Genomic DNA, 19,117 nt, shown 5'->3' with positions numbered 1-19,117 from the left:
CCTTTGCCGGCACCCAGCTCAAGCAGCCCTTGCCCTAAAACCAAGCCAGCTATCAGCTAACCAGCCCCTGCCCTTTCATGGCATCTTCGATTTCACTCAGGCTGGCTGGATCATCAATGGTGGAAGGCACCTGGTATTCCTTGCCGTCGGCGATGTTGCGCAGAATCTTACGCAAAATCTTGCCAGAGCGGGTTTTCGGCAGACGGTCCACCACCAGGGTTTGGCGATAGCAGGCAATGGCACCGATTTCCTTGCGTACCAGTGCAGCCAGTTCTTTTTCCAGCTCGGCAGGATCACCATCCCAGCCATCTTTGGTAATCACCAGACCGACAGGCAGTTGGCCTTTGAGCTCATCAGCGACACCGATGACTGCACATTCAGCTACACCCGGATGGGAAGCCACAATTTCTTCCATTTCACCGGTAGAGAGACGGTGGCCTGCAACATTGATGACATCATCGGTGCGACCCATGATGAACAGATAACCCTCTTCATCAAACTTACCGCCATCACCCGTTAGGTAGTAGCCAGGGTAAGCCGCCATGTAGGAGCTTTCATAACGGGCATGGTCACCCCAAACGCTGGTCAAACAGCCCGGCGGCATGGGTAGCTTGATGCAGACACTGCCCTCTTCATTGGCCGGAGCCTGTTCACCTTTAGAGTCCAGAATCTGAACATTAAAGCCAGGTGTGGGATAGGTCGCCGAACCTGCCTTGGGTTGAACTGCTTCCAGCCCCATCATGTTACCGGCAATTGCCCAACCGGTTTCGGTTTGCCACCAGTGGTCAATCACAGGGACGGGCAGAAGCTCATTCAGCCAGTGGTAGGTAGGCGGGTCCAGGCGCTCACCCGCCAGGAACATGGCTTTCAGGCTGGAGATATCATATTTCGCCAGCATCTTGCCTTCAGGGTCTTCTTTCTTGACCGCACGAAAAGCCGTTGGCGCGGTAAAGAAGCCACTGATTTTGTATTCTTCAATCATTCGCCAGAAGGCACCGGAATCAGGCGTTTTCACCGGCTTGCCTTCGTAAACCACGGTAGTACAACCCGCCAACAGAGGCGCATAAACAATGTAAGAGTGACCGACAACCCAGCCAACATCCGAAGCCGCCATAAAGACCTCACCTGGGTCGATGTTGTAGACCGTCTTCATGCTGTACTTCAAAGCCACAGCATGACCGCCGTTATCACGAACAACGCCCTTGGGCTTGCCGGTGGTGCCGGAGGTATAAAGTACATACAGGGGATCGGTGGCTTTAACCGGAACAGGATCAACCGGGTCAGCCTTGCTGACTTCTTCCCAGTCCACATCCATGGGCGCTTTCAGCTCACAAGTTTGTTGCGGACGCTGCAAAACCACCAAATGATCAGGCTTGTGCTGTGCCTGACTAATGGCTTCATCCAGCATGCCTTTGTAGGGAATAACCTTGCTGACTTCAATGCCACAGGAAGCAGAAACAATTACCTTGGGCTGGGCATCATCAATACGCACTGCCAATTCATGAGGTGCAAAACCACCAAAGACCACTGAGTGAACTGCGCCCAGGCGAGCACAGGCATAGATAGCCACCAGCGCTTCTGGGACCATGGGCATGTAAATAACCACCCGATCACCCTTTTCAACTCCCAGCTTACGCAAGCCACCTGCAAAGGTAGCAACCTGATCACGCAACTGGCGATAGGTCAGCTTGGATTTGCTATCCGTTACTGGAGAGTCATAGATCACTGCCGTCTGCTCAGCACGGCCATTTTCAACATGGTAATCCAGGGCACAGTAGCTGGTATTCAGTTCACCATCGACAAACCAGCGCCAAGCGCCCTTCTCATCCTTTTCAAGAATGCGTGTGGGCTTTTTGTACCAAGGCAGCTGTTCGGCCTGCTCACGCCAAAAATCTTCAGGCTGATTAATCGAGCGCTCGTATTCTGCTTTGTAGGTCATTTTCCTCGCCTCTGATGTAATTTTTATTGGACAACACTCGCAAGTGTTGACACTTTGCATAGATCCAAGCGTAACTCTAAAGCACCCAAGGGCGTTTGAAACTACTACAAAAGGCGCAAAGCCTTATCAGCTCTTAGCAAAAAGATCTTTAGCTCCGAACAAACTAAACTTAAAACCAGGAATATTGCTGACAATTACCGTCACTTCCCCTTTAAAACATCAGGTTATGCATAAAAAGACACAAAATACCTCTTTTTAGGGTGTCAACAACTCTAAAAAAAGCAGGTAGAATGAGAGGCCTAAAATATACCGGTTAACGGATTGTTAACTGATAAATCATAACAACCAGCGGGCCAACATCATGGCAAATGCACTAGCAGCAGATGAGCAGCTTATCAGTGAATTAAGGAACAACGCCCAGCAGGCAACCACCCTGCTCAAGGCGCTGGCTAATGAAAATCGGCTAATGATTCTTTGTTATTTAGAAGGCAAGGAAATGTCTGTTACGGAACTGAATGATTGCCTGGATCTGAGTCAATCGGCCTTATCTCAGCACCTGGCAATCCTGCGAAGAGACGGACTGGTCAAAACACGGCGCGAATCGCAAACTATTTTCTACTCATTGAAGGGCGAAGAGGCCAAGCAGGTTATCAGTACGCTTCACTCTATTTACTGCGCCTGACCCCTTCAATTTAGAACAACCACTTAACGTTTAAAAGGCGCCTGCAAACTTGGCCACAAACTTGCAAGGCGCTGCTCTACCACTCCTGCAGCCTGCGCTGTGACTCTTTCTACCAGAGGCGAGGGCTTCTTCAGTTTCAAAGCCAAAACCTCAGCCTCATTAACTTTTTGTAACAAATACTCGTCACTGGTCATTAATTGATCAATCAGTTTCAGGCCGAGTGCCTGCTCGCCGTACCAGATTTCACCCTTGGCCACCTTATCGATTTCCAAGTCGGGGCGGTTACGCTGAACAAAGTCTTTAAATAGCTTGTGAGTGGATTCCAGGTCATCCAAGAACTTCTTACGGCCTTCTTCGGTATTTTCACCCATCAAGGTCAAGGTGCGCTTGTATTCGCCGGCTGTCAGCACTTCATAATCAACATCATGTTTTTTAAGGAAGCGGTTAAAGTTCGGCATTTCGGCAACGACGCCTATCGAGCCTATAACCGCAAAGGGCGCGGCCAAGATTTGACTGGCTGCACAAGCCATCATGTAGCCCCCCGAAGCAGCAACCTTATCAACACAGATCGTTAGACGAACCTGACGATCTCGCAGGCGCTGTAGCTGGGCTGCTGCATAGCCATAGCTGTGCACTAGGCCACCGGCACTCTCCAGACGCACAACCACTTCATCGTCAGGTCTGAGCAAGCCCAGCAGACAGGAAATTTCCCGGCCCAGAGCACCGGCACGGCTTGCCATCAAATCCCCCTTGAAATCCAACACAAAAACCCGTGGCAAGGCCGCTTTTTCCTGCTGGCGTTTTTTATCTTGCTGCTTACGCTCTTTGCGTACTTGCTTGAGCTGCTTACCCTGCAGCCACTGTTCTTGTAACTCATCCTGCTGCTCTTGAAGCCGCTCATTCAAGGAGTGAACTTCAAGCTGCTCCTGCCCTGCCCGGCTGCGTTTAATGGCAACCGCAAGACTGACAATAACCAGAACAGCCACCCCAAAGGTCAACAGCTTCAATAGAAAGCCAAGGTATTCAACAATAAATTCTGGCACTCAGGACTCCTTTCAAAAGAAAAGCAAAACAAGGGTTGATTAAAACATACGTTTGAAATAAGCTAAAGTTATCTGCATGAGATCACCCAACAAGAGGATACCCCCATGGCTGATATCAACGCTATTATCGAAGGCCTCCAAGACAAGTTCAACGCCGAAGCGGCCAACGGCATGGAAGAAGTTTTCCAGTTCAACATTGAAGATGGCGACAACTACCATATCACCATCAACAACGGCAGCTGTGAGATCGCTCAGGGCGAGCATGATGAACCTTCCGTAACTCTGATCATGGATACAGAAACACTTAAAGGTGTTCTGACCGGTGAAGAAGATGGCATGCAAGCTTTCATGGCTGGCAAACTACGTGCTGAAGGTGACATGATGCTAGCAACCAAGCTGTCTGCTCTTTTCCCAGTGTAACACCCCTCAGTTTCCCTGCATGACCTTTGGGCAGCCGCCTCGCTGCCCTTTTTTGCGACCTTTTGCCCCAGCCCCCCGTTTTTAAACCTCTGGTTTGCCTAACGACTTTTGGTTAACATGGCTTACATTTTTACACACTGTAAAAATATCTGAGATAGATCTGAGGACACTTTGGCTAGGCTTTTTACATCTGTGCGCCACTCTTTACGCTGGTTTATATTTATAGCCATTCTTTTTTGCTGCCTGATCGTCTTCCTGGGTGCATCCCTGGTCTCTTCACTGCATTACGAGAACTTAATCAATCAGCAAAACCAGGCTCTTCAGCAAGAGCTTGAAGCCCGTTATCCAAATGAATCCGAGGGGTTTGAGCTAATCACCATCACTGCTGATGTTCGTCTGACCTATATTCTTAGTTTTATTTTCTTCTCACTATTTTTTATTGGCCTGGCCGGCTACCTATCCCACCTGGCAGTACGCAGAATCAATACAGCCATCGACCAGTTCCAGCTGAGCATTGTTAACATTCAGTCAGCAGATGATTTAAAAGATTTTGATGCACATCCCCAGGCGTTTGTTTTTCAAGAACTGGGTGAAGCCTTTTCTGGTGTTAATCAGCTGGCCAGGCAGCTAGACACCATTATGGTCGATAAAAGCCTGTTGGAAGCTGCGCTTAATGAACTGGACCAAGAAAACAGCATGGCGGCCAAAATTCTTTATGGCCATCTGATTGAAAAAAACGCTGACAACCCTTGGGGAATCAGCCATCGCATTCAGGCTTCCAGTCGCTTCAGCGGTGACATTGTACTGGTCCGTCGCTCACCAACCGGCAGCATCTTTGTGCTGTTGGCAGATGCTACCGGGCACGGCTTGGCCGCCACTATCACCATTATGCCGGTTATATCAGTTTTTGACTCCATGGTTAAAAAAGGCCATCGGCTGACCTATATTCTCAAGGAAATGAATCAGCGCCTGCTGGTCGATCTACCGGGTGACCGTTTTGTCGCTGCCCTGGTGATGGAAATTGATCCCCTAAACCGAGAACTTAAAGTATGGAACGGCGGCATGCCGCCGGCTTTGTTACGCAGCGCAGAAAAAGCTATTCACCACCGGTTTCTCTCACGTCATATGGCTTTGGGTATTTTGGATGCTGATCTTTTTGATGCCCTGCCCGAACGGGTGCCCCTGCCTCAGGATGGCAAGCTGATTTGTTATAGTGATGGACTAACCGAGCAGGAGAATATGCAGGGTCTTAGCTTTGGCCAACCAAAACTGGAAGACTTGTTTGAACAGCTAGATGACCAGCACCTGGTTGCAGGCATTCTTACCGCAGCTGAAAAGCATGCAGAAAAAGCAATTCCAGATGATGACATTTCTTTGCTGTTATTGGATTTTGAAAAACTGAATACCAGTCTCCATTACTCAATCAGCCAGGCACCCCGCAGCATCAACAGCACCCAGCAGGTGGCTCCCTTTCAGTGGCATATCAAACTTCAAGGCCAGCAACTGATCAATCGTGCCCTGCCAGCCATGACCAATGATTTTCTGCAAACTCTGGGAATCAATCAGGAACTCACTCAGCAGGTTTTCACTCTGGCCCATCAGCTCACTTCCAGGGCACTCCACGAAAACCTCTTACAGCTTCCTGCTGCCATTAAATACCGACTTCTTGCCGGACAGGGAGAAGAAGGACTCAGACACTACTACCGCAAGCGCCAGGAAGCTCTTGAAAATCTCAACCCAGACTCCTTTCTGGAATTAAGCCTGGACTGTTGGACAGACCCAACGACTGCTAATACCCATGTAGAGGTCAGTGTTCGTGACAATGGCTCAGGTCAGGCAGAACTTGATGTGAAAACCAGGTTGCAGCTGGATTGGTGCAAACAAGTCGAGGTTTTGGAAGCAGGCCACTGGGTCAAGGCAAGAATCTAGTAGACAAGTGCAAACCCGTGATTAAAACAGATCCACTTCGCCCACTTCAGGCTTCTGCTCGACCTGCTTCAGGTATTTGTTTTCACGTTCAATAATAGTGCGGTTATGCAAGGTATTGATTTTCTTCAGCATGACTTTTCCGGTTACTGGAAAAAAGTGCACCTTACGCGGATAAATATCCAGCACATCCTTGGCCACCACGGGGATGCCTTCATTGCTCAGATGCTCAAGAACAAATTCCACATTACGCTCACCAACGTTGGCAAAGGTAAAGTCTTTAATAACCTTGCCACCGCCAAATACCTTGGCTTCAAGACGCCGGCGCTGCGCCCCCAGCTTAAGCAGATGATTGACCAGCAGCTCCATAGCATAAACACCATAACGGGCAGACTCATTCAGTGGCGAGGCATCTGAGCTACGATCATGAGGTAGCAGAAAATGGTTCAAGCCACCAATCCCCGAATAGCTATCTCTAAGACAAACGGCAACGCAAGAGCCTAAAACAGTGACCAGCATTTCACCCATGTCGGTCGCATAGTATTCACCAGGCAGCACCTTAATGGCAGGCACTTCAAAATAGCGATCATAATAATGGGAGAGAGCAAAATGCTTATCGACTTCAATTTCCATAGATCGTCCTATTCCAAGGTTGCCAAAGCCAGGCACCCTTGCTTCCTAAATTCCAGACTCTTGGCCAGCTTTCTAACCAAAAACAGACCACGCCCTGAAAGCTCATTTTTGGGTTTGGAGAGCACGCGATCAGTATCAAAGCCTTCGCCCGTATGCTCGACTTCAACCTGCAAGAAGCCCAAATCCTGACCTCTAACCCACTGCAAGCGAATTCTAATCGCGTCCTGATCGCTTAGCTGTCTAAGTCGCTGTTCACGCTGAACATAGTATTCAGCAAAGCCATGCACTTCATCTTTCAATGAGGACTCCAGCCTCAACAAGCCATGCTCAATTGCATTGTTGGTTAGCTCACTGATAATTGTGAAGGCTTTTTGACAAAATGGCTGGGCAAAACCCAGCTCTTGCAGATAGTCATTGCATAAAGCCGGTAATTCCTGACTTCCGACCTGCTGGCCTTTCAAGGATAACTCCCAGCAAAAAGGGGCGATTGCTTTGCTTTGAAACTGTTTCGTTTGTTCCTGATACTTCTGGTATTGAAAATAAATCAACTCAGCAAAGTGGACATAAAACAAGGAAGCATCATCGTCAAACTGATCGATTTCCGAGAAATCCTTCAGCTCCTGAATCAAAGGGCTCATCATCTGCTGATGATTACCACTGCCCAAGCCCATCAATAAACGCTCAAGGCCATAGGTTTCACCACCCAGATTGACCTGCTCGGTAATACCGTCACTGCAGCCAAAAAGCCCGCCCGCTGCCTGCAAAGGGAAGCGTTCAACATTCGACTCAAAACTCAGGTTATCTAAAATACCCAAGGCCATATGAGTGGATGAAAAGCTCTGAATGACCTCGCCCGCTTCATTCAAGTGATAAAGCGGCGGCATTCCACCGTTCCATATACTGACCTGATCATGGAGCACATCCAATTCCACCAAAGAGGCGGCGACAAAACGGTCTGGGGGTAACTTGAAATGCAGTTTGCGGTTCATTTCTCTGACGATCATGGGTAGGGCATAGCCCTTGTTGACCATACTGTGGAAAATATCAACTAGCGGCAAGAGGGTCATAGTCGCCGAGAGTCCATGACCCATAGCATCCGCGTGGAGTACAAAAGTACTTCCAGAGGGCGCTGTTTTGGCAAGAACCAGATCGCCACAAAAACCACTACTGGCATTCAGGTAGCGGTTAAACCCGCGTATTGTGTCTGAACCGTGATCCAGCAGGTTGTTATAGAAAATATAGGATGCCATTTCAGCTTCTCGCTTACTGGCATCCAACAGTCGCTGGAGTTCATTGTTTTGCTCAACCACTCGATGGGCCAGGCGCCCTCGACTCACGAGAGTCCTGGCCTTTAAAGCAACCTGCTTTGCATTGAGTGGCTTAACCAGATAATCATTAACTCCCAGCTCCAAGCAGCGGCTCAACAGCTGCTCATCCTGCTCTTTAGCTACCAGGAGCGTTGGTAGGCGCAGCTCGCTGACTCCAGCCTTTGCCTGCTCTTCAATCAGCTGCAAGCCCTGACCATCCGGCAACTCCTGTTCAACTAGGAGCAAGTCTACCTGCATTTCCTTTTGCAAAAGCTGTCTGGCAGCTTGCAGATTGGTTGCCAGAGTGGCCTCCAAGCCCAACTGATTCAACTGCTCTGCAAAGGCACGGTTAGAGTCCTGGTCGGCACCCACCAGGAGCAGATGAAAATCAGCAATATCTGGTGGTAAAGAGTTCATTGCACGGCAACAATTTTTTCAATATTGGCGACTTTCAGAATCTCAGCGGCTGTCCCCGAGGCATTCGTGATACGGATCGTCTTATTGACCGCAGCAGCCTTCTTATGCAAATACACAATCATGCCCAAAGCCGCACTATCCAGATAATTAACTGCTGAGAAGTCCAAGGAGATGCTAGTGACCTCCTTATTGCTTAAAGCCTCATCCATTTGCTCATTAAATTGCTTGTGATAACCAAAATCAAAGCGCTCGGGCAGACGTGCCACATGGACATTTGACATTAAAGGACTCCAAATTTTATTAAAATAGGTCGATATCTCCACTAGCCATTGAGCTACTGGAAACTGGATTGGATTTACGCTCTTCCCTGGCTCTACTGAAGTTTTCAATACTGCGGTGCAAAGCTGCATGAAACTGATGTGGGTCATCCGCACCGGCTTGCAAGGCCTCGACCAAAAGCAGTAGGTGACTTTGTTCAGAAACCGTGTGCTGAATTGTTTGGGTACTCATATCCTCAAACTGCATGGCACGCATGGCATCATAAAGAGCACTACTCAGGCTGGCAGAAAGTCCATTCAGCTGTTCAGTAACCCGTTGATCACTGGCTGATTTATCCATTAGTAGCTGAATCGCCGTTTCTACATCCTTTTTGGCTTTGAGGATATAGCTCATATCCTGAGAAGCAATCTGGCTAACATCATCAACCAGCTTGCCAATCCGGTTATTCATTGCATTTAAATTATGTTGAATGGTTTGGCTAAATTGTGCTGATCTCGCCGACAGGGCTCTAACCTCATCAGCAACGACAGCAAAACCCCGCCCATGTTCACCTGCCCTTGCTGCTTCTATAGCCGCATTCAAGGCCAAAAGGTTGGTCTGGTCAGCAATATTGTCAATATCACCCAAGGCTTTCATCAATTCAGGCATGCCTTCAGAAAGCTCGGAGACTCTATCCAGCATTTCCATCAAATCAGCACTGGTTTGTACCGAGGTTTCAACAAAACTGTTTAGGGTTTTCAGGGTATCTTCAGCAAAACTACTCATATGCTTATGAGAGCTGGCATCGGTTTCCAGGTTCCCTCCATATAAGAGCACTCTGACTAAATCCTGCTGCTCGTCCAAATCCTGCTTGAACCGGTTAAAGGCATCAGTCAGAGTGCTGAGAGCATCTGTTTGCATGCTCTGCAGGGCATCCATATCCTCTTTGGATTCAGCAACGACCGAGGCGATGGTTTCACCAATTTGACGATAATCCCTTTGCAGGTCTACTTCCGAAATACCTTCAATAAATGCATCCCGGCTAGGATCAGGCAAACCGCTGATACGCTGCCTGGCCCTTTCCCGTAAAGGCAGGTAACCCAGCAGAAAACCAGCTGGAAAAATCATAAGACCCATTAACCAGCCTGGCAAAAACCAGCCTACGACCCCTGCAACCAGCGTCAGTAGGATTAACAAGACCCATACAAGCTGTTTATTCATTAACTTTCCTTCAAACGACTAAACACGATTAATTCGCTGACCCAAATGGTCGATGACCCTGGCTGGTAGCTCTACAAGAGGTAGAACCTCATCAGTGGCGCCCAGTGCAATGGCTTCCTTGGGCATTCCAAAAACTACACAACTGGATTCATCCTGGGCCAGGGTGAAAGCCCCGGCATGCTTCATTGCCAGCAATCCTGCCGCACCATCCCGGCCCATTCCGGTCAGCAGTACACCGACCGCATTGGCTCCGGCTACTTTGGCCGCGGAATGAAAAAGCACGTCTACCGAGGGTCGATGACGATTGACCAGGGGTGTATCCAGCAAGCGGGTCATATAATTGGCCCCGCTTCGGGTAATTTCCAAATGCTGATTGCCAGGAGCAATGTAGACATGGCCTGGCAAGACTCTTTCATTGTGAGTGGCTTCCTTGACCCTTAAAACACCTTCCTTATCCAGACGTTCGGCAAAAGTACGGGTAAAGTTTTCCGGCATATGCTGGGTGATCAAAATAGCGGGCATATCCGCCGGCAAATCCACCAAAAACTCTTTGATGGCTTCAGTGCCACCCGTCGAGGCACCTAAAAAAACCAACTTCTCGGTTGACGCATACTGGTGACTGCGCATCGACTCAGCCAGACTCTTGGCCCGCTTGGCATCAGCCTGGGCCTTTCTGGACTGGGTTTTCGGCTTGATATGCGCGGCAGAACAAGTCCGTAACTTTTCAGCAATCAGGTCCGAATAGGCCGTCATCCCAGAAACGATATCCACCTTAGGCTTGGCAATATAATCAATTGCGCCCAGCTCCAAGGCTCTTAAAGTCACTTCTGACCCCTTGTCAGTCAGTGATGAAACCATCAGTACCGGCATTGGTCGCAAGCGCATCAGACGTTCCAAAAAATCCAGTCCATCCATTCGCGGCATTTCGACATCCAGGGTCAGCACATCCGGGTTATGCAATTTAATTAAATCGCGGGCCACCAAGGGGTCAGGTGCCGTGGCGATCACTTCCATGTCAGGGTGGCTGTTAATCAGGTCTTTCAGCAGTCGCCGAATGAGCGCCGAATCATCCACCACCAAAACTGTAATTTTTTCCTTTTTCATCAGCCAAAAAGCTCTATATTGCCAGCTACTTCGATGTTAAGAAGCCTTTGAAAGTACTCGGCTTCACGCTCAAATATAGTTTTGTTATTCAGCCGCTTGAGCTTTTTCACCAAAACCCGCCCACTGGCTGGAAAAAAATAAATTTTTTGCGGCCAGGGGCCCAAGAGACTTTTACTGACTACAGGAATCTGTTCAGCATTCAAGTAATCCAGCAGGAACTCTGCATTCCGCTCACCGATTTGATGACTTTCCGGTGCCATCAGCACATCACCGCCCCCAAACACCTTGGCCTGTAAAGATTCCTTTTGGGCTCCCAACTTATAAAGTTGATTCAGCAAGACTTCCAAAGCATGGCTGCCATAACGAATTGAGCTATTAATCAGCTCTTCTTCCCGACCATCCACAGGCAACATAAAATGATTGATGCCACCAATACCCTTAACAGGGTCATGAATGCAGGCAGCAACACAGCTCCCCAAAACAGTGACCAGTAACTTGTCCTGCCCGGTGACATAGTATTCTCCGGGAAGTAACTTGACCGCTTGCATCTCAAAGTAGCTGTCATAGTAGCTAACAGGAGACCAGGCCTCCGTCTGGATATCTTCATCCAGCGCTTCCTGATCACTAACCTGCATCGTTTACTCCTTGGGCAAGGGTCTGAATACGGTTTTGCCCTGCAACCGGAACAAATCTCCAGCGTGCTGAAAACTTTCTGAATGCCCCGCATACAAGAGCCCTTCAGGACTCAATAACGGATGAAAGCGGGACAAAACCTTATACTGGGTCGGCTTATCAAAATAAATCATCACATTACGACAAAAGATTGCATCAAAAGGCCCCTTGATTGGCCATTGAGGTGCTAGCAGGTTCAATGAATTAAAGTGAATCAAGTCTCTGACCTGAGAACGCACCTTAACCATGCCGGTATACATCCCCTTGCCGCGTACAAAAAAGCTTTTAACCCGTTCATCAGACAATTTAGCAACCCTGTCAGAAGCATAGACTCCTCGTTTAGCCTGGCGCAGGACATTGGTATCCACATCCGTCGCCAGAATACGAACCGGTGGCGTCCAACTGCCAAAGGCTTCGATCGCTGTCATGGCTATCGAGTAGGCTTCTTCACCTGTCGAGCAGGCACTGGACCAGATTTTTAAAGGCTTGGGCGAGTGTTTGGCAGCCGACAAAAGCTGCTCCGCCAGCAGGTCAAAATGGTGCTCTTCTCTAAAAAATGCCGTTAAGTTCGTAGTCAGCGCATTAATAAAATCCTGAGCTTCATCTTCGTTTTCTTCAAGGTGTTGAAGATACTGCTCAAAAGTCATCAGGCCAAGAGCGCGTAAGCGGCGCGCAATACGGCTATAAACCAGATCGCGCTTTTTGGGGCTTAGAAAAATACCCGCACGCTCATGAGCCAGATCACGAATTCGCTCAAAGTCCTTATTCGTAAAATCAAATTCGCGTTCTTTTTCGCTCACATCCACCTCTCAGAACTCTTCCCATTCATCATCAGACTGACGCTTGGGAGGTGGCAAGGGAGCCTTGCGCTTACTGGCCTGCTGCCCCGCAGGTTTGGCTTGCTGAGGCCTGGTTGGGGCTTGTTTGTTGGCCACTTGCCGGGTTTTGTTTGCTTGAGGCTGCTGGGTTTTTCCAAGCTGGTTTAGAGCCTCCTCATCCACTCTAAAAATCGATACCGAGCCGGTCAGGGACTCCGCTTGGTCTTGCAGGGACTCCGCCGCTGCGGCGGCTTCTTCGACCAAAGCAGCATTTTGTTGGGTCACATCATCCATCTGCATGACGGCCTGGTTAACCTGCTCGATACCCTGGCTTTGCTCATCAGAAGCTGCAGCAATTTCAGACATGATATCCGACACCCTTTTTACTGAGGTGACGATTTCTTTCATGCTCTCACCAGAAGCCTGAACCACGCTACTGGTGGCATCTACGATCTGTCCGTCTTTACGTATCAGTTCCTGAATTTCTTTGGCTGCCGTTGCCGAACGCTGTGCCAGAGAACGTACCTCACCAGCCACGACCGCAAAGCCTCGACCCTGTTCACCGGCACGGGCCGCTTCTACCGCAGCATTCAAGGCCAGGATATTGGTTTGGAAAGCAATGGTGTCGATGACCGAGATAATCTCACTCATCTTCTCGGCACTAGCGGTTAATTCATGCATTTTTTCAACGGCTTCCTGAACTCTTGCGCCGCCTTCTTCTGCCACTTCACTGGCACTGAAGCTCAACTGGTTGGCCTGGCGGGCATTATCAGCATTCTGACGCACAGTAGACGTCAACTCTTCCATGCTGGAGGCCGTTTCCTCCAGACTGGACGCCTGCTCTTCGGTACGCTGAGACAAGTCGGTATTGCCTGCTGCGATTTGTGAGGAAGCCGTGCTTATCGCATCAACAGAGGCTTTGATTTCACTAACCAGCCCACGCAGTTTATTCTGCATCTCCTGCAAAGCCAGTAGTACCTCACCAATTTCATCTTCTTTATCAACACGTATCTGGTTATTGAGGTTGCCTGAAGAAATCTCTTTGAAATAACTCACGGTGCGTTTCAGTGGATTAATGATGGCCCGCATGAGCAGCCAGCCCACAAAAATAGCAATCAATACACCCAGAGTAATCGCCAGGATGGCAAAATTACGGGTGGCTTGATAATTAGCAAGGGCTTCAGCATATTCCTGAGCTGCGACTTCTTCCTGTAAATTCATCAACTCAGAAGCCACTTCAAAAGCGCGGTGAAAAGCCGGGTTGGTAGTTCTAATCATATGCATGTTGGCTTCCATGAACTCACCTACTTCATAAAGCTCTATAGCCGGCAATAAACCTTCCCTGACAAATTCACCTCTTAGGCGTGCAAAATTTTCAGCCAAGCGAGCTTCACGTTCGGTCAGATAGGTTTGCATATAGTCATCCCAGATATGGGTAATGCGCTCAATATTTTCTCTGACTCTATCTGTGTGCAGCTCTATTGGGTGGTCATGCAACACATGTTCGTCCAATCGGGGGTCATGCATCCCTGCCAGATTCAACTCCATAATGTTGCGCTGCATCAGGTATTCAATATCCGCCAACTGGTGGGAAGGAACCAAACGATCCTCATAGACGCTTTCCAGGCGATCAGCGACATCCCGCATGCCATTGAGGCCGACAATGCCTATTGCAATCAGCAAAACAGATAAAAAGCCAATAACAAAAATCAAACGCAGTTTGAGAGTCAGTTTTTTGAGCATCATGAGTCCTTGATTATTCGATTCAATAAATTAGCCAGCCTGAACGACCTGGTCCATCAGTCCCATATCACCGCTGGTCATCAATTTTTCGATATCAACCACTATAGCCATGCGCTCCTGATTTCCCTCCTGGTCCTTGGCAAGGGTTGCCAAACCCTGCAGATATTCAGTATCCAGGGTGGCGCCAAATTCGGGTGCCGGACGGATTTGCTCAGGGTCCAGAGCAATCACATCAGAAACGCCATCAACCACCATACCAACAATGCGCTCACCCAAATTCAGGATGATCATCACGGTAAACTGATCGTAAACCACTTCACCCACGTTAAACTTGATGCGCATGTCCACGACAGGAACGATTACCCCGCGCATGTTGATGACACCTTTAATATAGCTGGGGGTATTGGCAATACGAGTCACGCCGTCATAACCACGGATTTCCTGAACTTTAAGAATATCGATAGCATATTCTTCTTCGCCCAGTGTAAAAGTCAAAAATTCCTGCTGACCACTATTTACTAGTGCCTGATCATCAAGTGCATCACTCATCAGTTATTCCTCCCTATCTGGCTGCTTAAGCATTCATTTTTGCCAAGCGTTCAATATCGATAATCAAGGCGACGCGACCATCACCCATAATGGTGGCTCCGGAAATACCCTCTACTTTACGGTAGTGGGTTTCCAAGCTTTTGATCACCACCTGGTCTTGGGCTATCAGCTCATCGACAAAAAGAGCCAATTTACCATGAATACTTTCCACCACGACGAGAATGCCCTGCTCAGGCTTGGTGACCCGAGGTTCCAGATTGAAAACCTTGTACAAGGGCACCAAAGGCAGATATTCACCCCGAATATGGACGACTCGCCCCTTACCCGCAACGGTTTTAAGCTGAGATTTGTCAGGTTGCAAAGACTCCAGAATACGGGTTAAGGGCAGAATGAAGACTTCATCACCAACCCGCAGAGACATTCCATCAAGAATGGCTAATGTAAGTGGCAAACGCAAGCCAATTCGCGTTCCCTCACCCTCGACAGAGTCAATTTCTATCTGGCCTTTCATTTCACTGATGTTGCGTGAAACCACGTCCATGCCAACACCACGCCCGGAGACATCAGTTACTTCCTTGGCCGTGGAAAAGCCAGCCGCAAAAATCAGCTGCCAGACTTCTTTATCCGTTGGGTTATCACTTAAGGGAACCCCTTTTTCCTGAGCCTTAGCCAAGAGTTTTTCACGATTAAGGCCAGCACCATCATCATGAATTTCAACCAGGATACTGCCACCCTGGTGGCTGGCACTGAGGGTAATCGTGCCCTCTTCAGGCTTGCCTGCTGCAACCCTTTCTTCGGGCGATTCAATGCCATGATCAATCGAGTTGCGAACCAAGTGGGTCAAAGGGTCAGAAAGCTTTTCAATCAAGCCCTTATCCAACTCAGTCTCTTCACCCACCAGCTTGAGCTTGACCTTCTTGTGCATTTTTTTGGTCAGATCGCGCACCACTCTTGGAAAGCGGCCAAATACAAAGTTAATCGGCAGCATGCGTATCGACATCACCGCTTCCTGGAGATCCCGCGAATTGCGCTCCAGATTAGCCAAACCGTTATGAATATTTTCGTGCTCGATAGGGTCAAGTACTGAAAGCGACTGAGCCAGCATGGAACGAGTAATGACCAACTCACCGACCAAATTGATCAACTGGTCAACCTTTTCAACACCAACACGAATAGAGGTATCAACACTGGTTTTGGATTGAGCCTTGGCCGGAGAAGTGGGTTTGCTGACTTCTCTGGAAACTGAACCTGCCGACGCCTTTTCATCAGCTGCCTGTTTAATCGGCAATTCCTGCTCATCAACAAAAAAACCATAGCCCTGATCTGCTTCCTGCTGCTCTTTAGCAGCAGGCAAATCAGCAGTATCAACAAAGAAACCAAAGCCCTGATCCGCCTCAACAGCGTCCTGGGCCGCAGGCAGGTCTTTCTCATCGACAAAAAAGCCAAAACCATCATCGTCGCTGGGCTCTGCCAGAGGCGCTTCCTCACGACTAAAGGTCACTTCTTGGGGCTCACACACCCAGGCAAAAATTTCTTCCAGTTGCTCCCGGCCTACATCAGCCTGCAAGCGCCAGCTGGCTTTACCTTCAGCCGGTTGCTGCAAAATTTCCAGAGGGCCCAAAGCCTTCAAATCTTCATTGATGGCTTCATGCGAAGCCCCTTTGGCAAAAACATCTTCCTTGGGGTGGAGTTGAATCAACCAATGGCCTTCACCACCCTGAGGGCTAGCTGAAGCCAAGGGCGGCTCTGAAGGTTGATCAGCAGCAACTTCCTGGTCAGCTTCTGCCAGACGTATCAATTCAGCTTTATTGGCCTGAATGGCTTCCTGGTCAGATTCCTCACCCTGTTGATGAGCATCCAAAAGCCTTCCCAAGAGATCAGAAGCCTGCAAGAAGGCTTCAATCATTTCATCAGTTGGCTCTAGCTCTTGCTTACGCAGGCGATCCAATAGGGTTTCCAAAGCATGGGTTAAATCGGCAATATCTGTAAAACCAAAGGTCCCTGCACCACCCTTGATCGAATGGGCCGCCCTGAAAATGGCATTGAGATCATCAAGATTCGGGTCATCCAGATCCACTGCCAGCAAGAGATTTTCCATAGTTGCCAGATGCTCATAGGCTTCATCAATGAATACCTGGTGAAACTGGCTCAGATCAACACTCATCAGCCAAACCTTTTCAAATCAGCCTATGACTTTTTTAACAACGTCGATTAATTTCTGCGGGTCGAAAGGTTTCACCAGCCAACCCGTTGCTCCGGCAGCCTTGCCTTGTTGCTTCATTGCATCACCGGCTTCAGTCGTCAGTACCAGAATAGGTGTGCGACTATACGCTGGCAGTGCACGTAAACTCTTGATCAGGGTAATGCCATCCATATTGGGCATATTCTGATCGGTCAACACCAGATCAAAACGGCCTGTTTTGGCTTTTTCCAGCCCCTGCTTGCCATCAACAGCTTCAGTGACTGAGTAACCCGCCCCTTTCAGGGTAAAAGTAACCATCTGACGGATGGAAGCAGAATCATCGACAGTCAAAATCGATTTGGCCATTCACTGAATCCTCTTTAAATACATACGGATATCTAATATTAGTTTGTCCTAGCATAGCATTCTTTACAGGGCTCCCTAAAACTCTTCCCACTCATCTTCATCCTGGCGCTTGGGAGGTGGTGGTACCCGACGTTTGTTAGCAGTCGACTGAGCCGTTCTTTGCTGGTGCCCTTGATTAGCTGCAGCAATCCGGGGAGCCTGCTTTTTAGCCGCAGGTGTTTTAGATGAACTGCTCAAACGGCGATTTCCGGCTTCAATTTCACGGCTAATCTTGAAGGTTGAAACCGCATCACTGAGTGCCTGGGACTGCTCTTCCAAAGACTCTGCGGCAGCCGCCGCCTCTTCAACCAGGGCAGCGTTCTGCTGGGTCACATCATCCATTTGAATCACGGCTTGATTGACCTGTTCAATACCCTGGCTTTGCTCATCAGAGGCTGCAGAAATCTCACCCATCAGGTCGGTGACTCTTTTCACCGAAACGACAATCTGTTCAATGGTGTCACCCGTTTCCTGAACCAGTAGACTCCCGCCTTTGACTGTTTCTACCGACTCACCAATCAACTGTTTGATTTCTTTGGCCGCTGCTGCAGAACGCTGTGCCAGTACTCGCACTTCACCGGCAACCACAGCAAAACCACGACCTTGCTCACCGGCTCGGGCGGCTTCCACAGCAGCATTCAGGGCTAGGATATTGGTCTGGAAAGCAATACTGTCGATCAGGGTGGTGATTTCAGCAATCCGGTCAGAACTGGCGCTTATTTCTTCCATGGTGGCAACCACCTGACGGGCTTTTTGACCGCCTTCAGTGGCAATGCGGCTGGCATCCTGAGAAACCTGATCAGCCTGACGGGCATTGTCGGCATTCTGCTTAACCGCTGAGGTCAGCTCTTCCAGGCTGGACGCGGTTTCTTCAAGGCTTGAGGCCTGCTCTTCAGTACGCTGAGAAAGATCCGAGTTACCTGCCGCAATTTCACCCGAAGCAGTGGTGATTGAAGCAACGGCTTCCTTAATATCGCCAACCAGATCTTCTATCTTGCCAACAAAGACATTGAAATGCTGGGTTAACTCCGAAAGCTCATCATGACCCGATTCATCCAGACGAACGGTCAGGTTACCTTCACCACTGCTGATATCTTTCATCGCATCAGCTGTTTGCTTGATCGGTTGAATAATCGAACGACCAATCATCATGGCGATCACCAGCATGGCAACCAAAATAGCCAGAGCTATCCCACCTAGAGTCAGCAGGCTTTCTATGAACATCTGGTCAATATCATCAACATAAACACCTGTTGCAATAACCCAGTCCCAAGCCTGGTTATAGCGTGCATAGGAAATTTTCTGGATCTGTTCATCACTACCGGGACGATTCCAGTAATAGGGAACTACGGTTGAGCCTTCACGCATTGCACCTTGAATCATATCCCTGACCAAGCGCACACCATTAACATCTTCCAAGTGCATCATGTTATTGCCGCGCAAGTCTGCACTGGGATGAGCAAGGGTCAAACCATCACTGGCAAAGATGAAAATATAATCATCATCCGGGCCATAGATCATCGCACTAACTCTTGCAGCGGCCTGCTCTTGAGCCTCCTGCCGAGTCAACTCGCCTGAGGCTTCCATTTCCTGGTAGGCCCTGACGATGCCTTCAGCAGAATCCACCTGATTGGTAATTTCCTGCAGCTTCAGACTTTCCATATCATCATATTGACGATTCAAAGCAACCAATAAAATGGCCAGCATACCGGCCACAGCTAAAAGGTTGATAATCCAGATTCGGTGGTTAATTTTTAATTTGCGAAGAAGCTTGAGCATGTTGTTCCCCAAAGAAAAC

17 protein-coding genes are annotated in these 19,117 nt (G+C 48.9%); 3 read left to right on the top strand and 14 right to left on the bottom strand.

Features of this window, described 5'->3' with window-relative positions; genetic code table 11:
- Positions 1-52: 52 nt before the first annotated feature.
- Positions 53-1,939 (bottom strand): propionyl-CoA synthetase, encoded by a 1,887-nt coding sequence (locus BM185_RS02425; protein WP_091958707.1) that lies wholly within the window; start codon positions 1,937-1,939, stop codon positions 53-55.
- Positions 1,940-2,300: 361 nt separating this feature from the next.
- Between BM185_RS02425 and BM185_RS02420 the strand changes: the two genes are divergently transcribed.
- Positions 2,301-2,621: an ArsR/SmtB family transcription factor gene (locus tag BM185_RS02420; protein ID WP_091958704.1), complete on the top strand. Its 321-nt coding sequence runs from the start codon at positions 2,301-2,303 to the stop codon at positions 2,619-2,621.
- Positions 2,622-2,644: 23 nt separating this feature from the next.
- Here BM185_RS02420 and sohB read toward each other — a convergent pair whose 3' ends face one another.
- Positions 2,645-3,664, bottom strand: coding sequence for a protease SohB (sohB, locus tag BM185_RS02415; protein ID WP_091958701.1), 1,020 nt, complete (start codon positions 3,662-3,664; stop codon positions 2,645-2,647).
- A 105-nt stretch (positions 3,665-3,769) separates the two neighbouring features.
- Between sohB and BM185_RS02410 the strand changes: the two genes are divergently transcribed.
- Both BM185_RS02410 and BM185_RS02405 read left to right on the top strand, forming a co-directional pair.
- Positions 3,770-4,084, top strand: coding sequence for an SCP2 sterol-binding domain-containing protein (locus tag BM185_RS02410; RefSeq protein WP_091958698.1), 315 nt, complete (start codon positions 3,770-3,772; stop codon positions 4,082-4,084).
- Positions 4,085-4,276: 192 nt separating this feature from the next.
- Entirely contained in the window at positions 4,277-6,013 is a 1,737-nt protein-coding gene (locus BM185_RS02405; protein WP_091958695.1) for a PP2C family protein-serine/threonine phosphatase, read from the top strand.
- A 21-nt stretch (positions 6,014-6,034) separates the two neighbouring features.
- Here BM185_RS02405 and cheD (BM185_RS02400) read toward each other — a convergent pair whose 3' ends face one another.
- The 12 genes from cheD (BM185_RS02400) to BM185_RS14910 all read right to left on the bottom strand — a co-directional run bounded on the left by cheD (BM185_RS02400) (position 6,035) and on the right by BM185_RS14910 (position 19,098).
- A complete protein-coding gene (gene cheD, locus BM185_RS02400; protein ID WP_091958693.1) occupies positions 6,035-6,643 on the bottom strand; it encodes a chemoreceptor glutamine deamidase CheD in 609 nt (202 codons plus the stop codon).
- 8 nt (positions 6,644-6,651) lie between these two features.
- Positions 6,652-8,367 carry an ATP-binding SpoIIE family protein phosphatase gene (locus BM185_RS02395; RefSeq protein ID WP_091958689.1) on the bottom strand — a complete coding sequence of 572 codons (1,716 nt, stop codon included), beginning with the start codon at positions 8,365-8,367 and terminating at the stop codon, positions 6,652-6,654.
- On the bottom strand, positions 8,364-8,648 hold the full coding sequence (locus BM185_RS02390; RefSeq protein WP_091958686.1) for an STAS domain-containing protein: 285 nt from the start codon (positions 8,646-8,648) through the stop codon (positions 8,364-8,366). Before BM185_RS02390 ends, BM185_RS02395 begins: the two co-directional genes overlap by 4 nt.
- A gap of 19 nt (positions 8,649-8,667) precedes the next feature.
- A complete protein-coding gene (locus tag BM185_RS15005; protein WP_425434192.1) occupies positions 8,668-9,333 on the bottom strand; it encodes a methyl-accepting chemotaxis protein in 666 nt (221 codons plus the stop codon).
- 531 nt (positions 9,334-9,864) lie between these two features.
- Positions 9,865-10,950, bottom strand: a complete 1,086-nt coding sequence (locus tag BM185_RS02380) for a protein-glutamate methylesterase/protein-glutamine glutaminase (RefSeq protein ID WP_091958679.1) — start codon at positions 10,948-10,950, stop codon at positions 9,865-9,867.
- Positions 10,950-11,585: a chemoreceptor glutamine deamidase CheD gene (gene cheD / locus BM185_RS02375; RefSeq protein WP_091958676.1), complete on the bottom strand. Its 636-nt coding sequence runs from the start codon at positions 11,583-11,585 to the stop codon at positions 10,950-10,952. Before cheD (BM185_RS02375) ends, BM185_RS02380 begins: the two co-directional genes overlap by 1 nt.
- Positions 11,586-11,588: 3 nt before the next feature.
- Entirely contained in the window at positions 11,589-12,422 is an 834-nt protein-coding gene (locus BM185_RS02370) for a CheR family methyltransferase (protein ID WP_245751657.1), read from the bottom strand.
- Between the two features lie 9 nt (positions 12,423-12,431).
- Positions 12,432-14,186: a methyl-accepting chemotaxis protein gene (locus tag BM185_RS14915; protein WP_091958670.1), complete on the bottom strand. Its 1,755-nt coding sequence runs from the start codon at positions 14,184-14,186 to the stop codon at positions 12,432-12,434.
- A gap of 27 nt (positions 14,187-14,213) precedes the next feature.
- Positions 14,214-14,732: a chemotaxis protein CheW gene (locus tag BM185_RS02360; RefSeq protein WP_091958667.1), complete on the bottom strand. Its 519-nt coding sequence runs from the start codon at positions 14,730-14,732 to the stop codon at positions 14,214-14,216.
- A 25-nt stretch (positions 14,733-14,757) separates the two neighbouring features.
- Positions 14,758-16,896 carry a chemotaxis protein CheW gene (locus tag BM185_RS02355; protein ID WP_091958664.1) on the bottom strand — a complete coding sequence of 713 codons (2,139 nt, stop codon included), beginning with the start codon at positions 16,894-16,896 and terminating at the stop codon, positions 14,758-14,760.
- Positions 16,897-16,914: 18 nt separating this feature from the next.
- Positions 16,915-17,280, bottom strand: a complete 366-nt coding sequence (locus BM185_RS02350; protein WP_091958661.1) for a response regulator — start codon at positions 17,278-17,280, stop codon at positions 16,915-16,917.
- Between the two features lie 75 nt (positions 17,281-17,355).
- Positions 17,356-19,098: a methyl-accepting chemotaxis protein gene (locus BM185_RS14910; protein ID WP_218149359.1), complete on the bottom strand. Its 1,743-nt coding sequence runs from the start codon at positions 19,096-19,098 to the stop codon at positions 17,356-17,358.
- Positions 19,099-19,117: the final 19 nt, after the last annotated feature.

It is taken from the genome of Marinospirillum celere, from assembly GCF_900112235.1.
GTDB lineage: Bacteria > Pseudomonadota > Gammaproteobacteria > Pseudomonadales > Halomonadaceae > Marinospirillum > Marinospirillum celere.
Note: the sequence above shows the minus strand (reverse complement) of the source record. Positions and strands in the feature narration are given on the sequence as shown.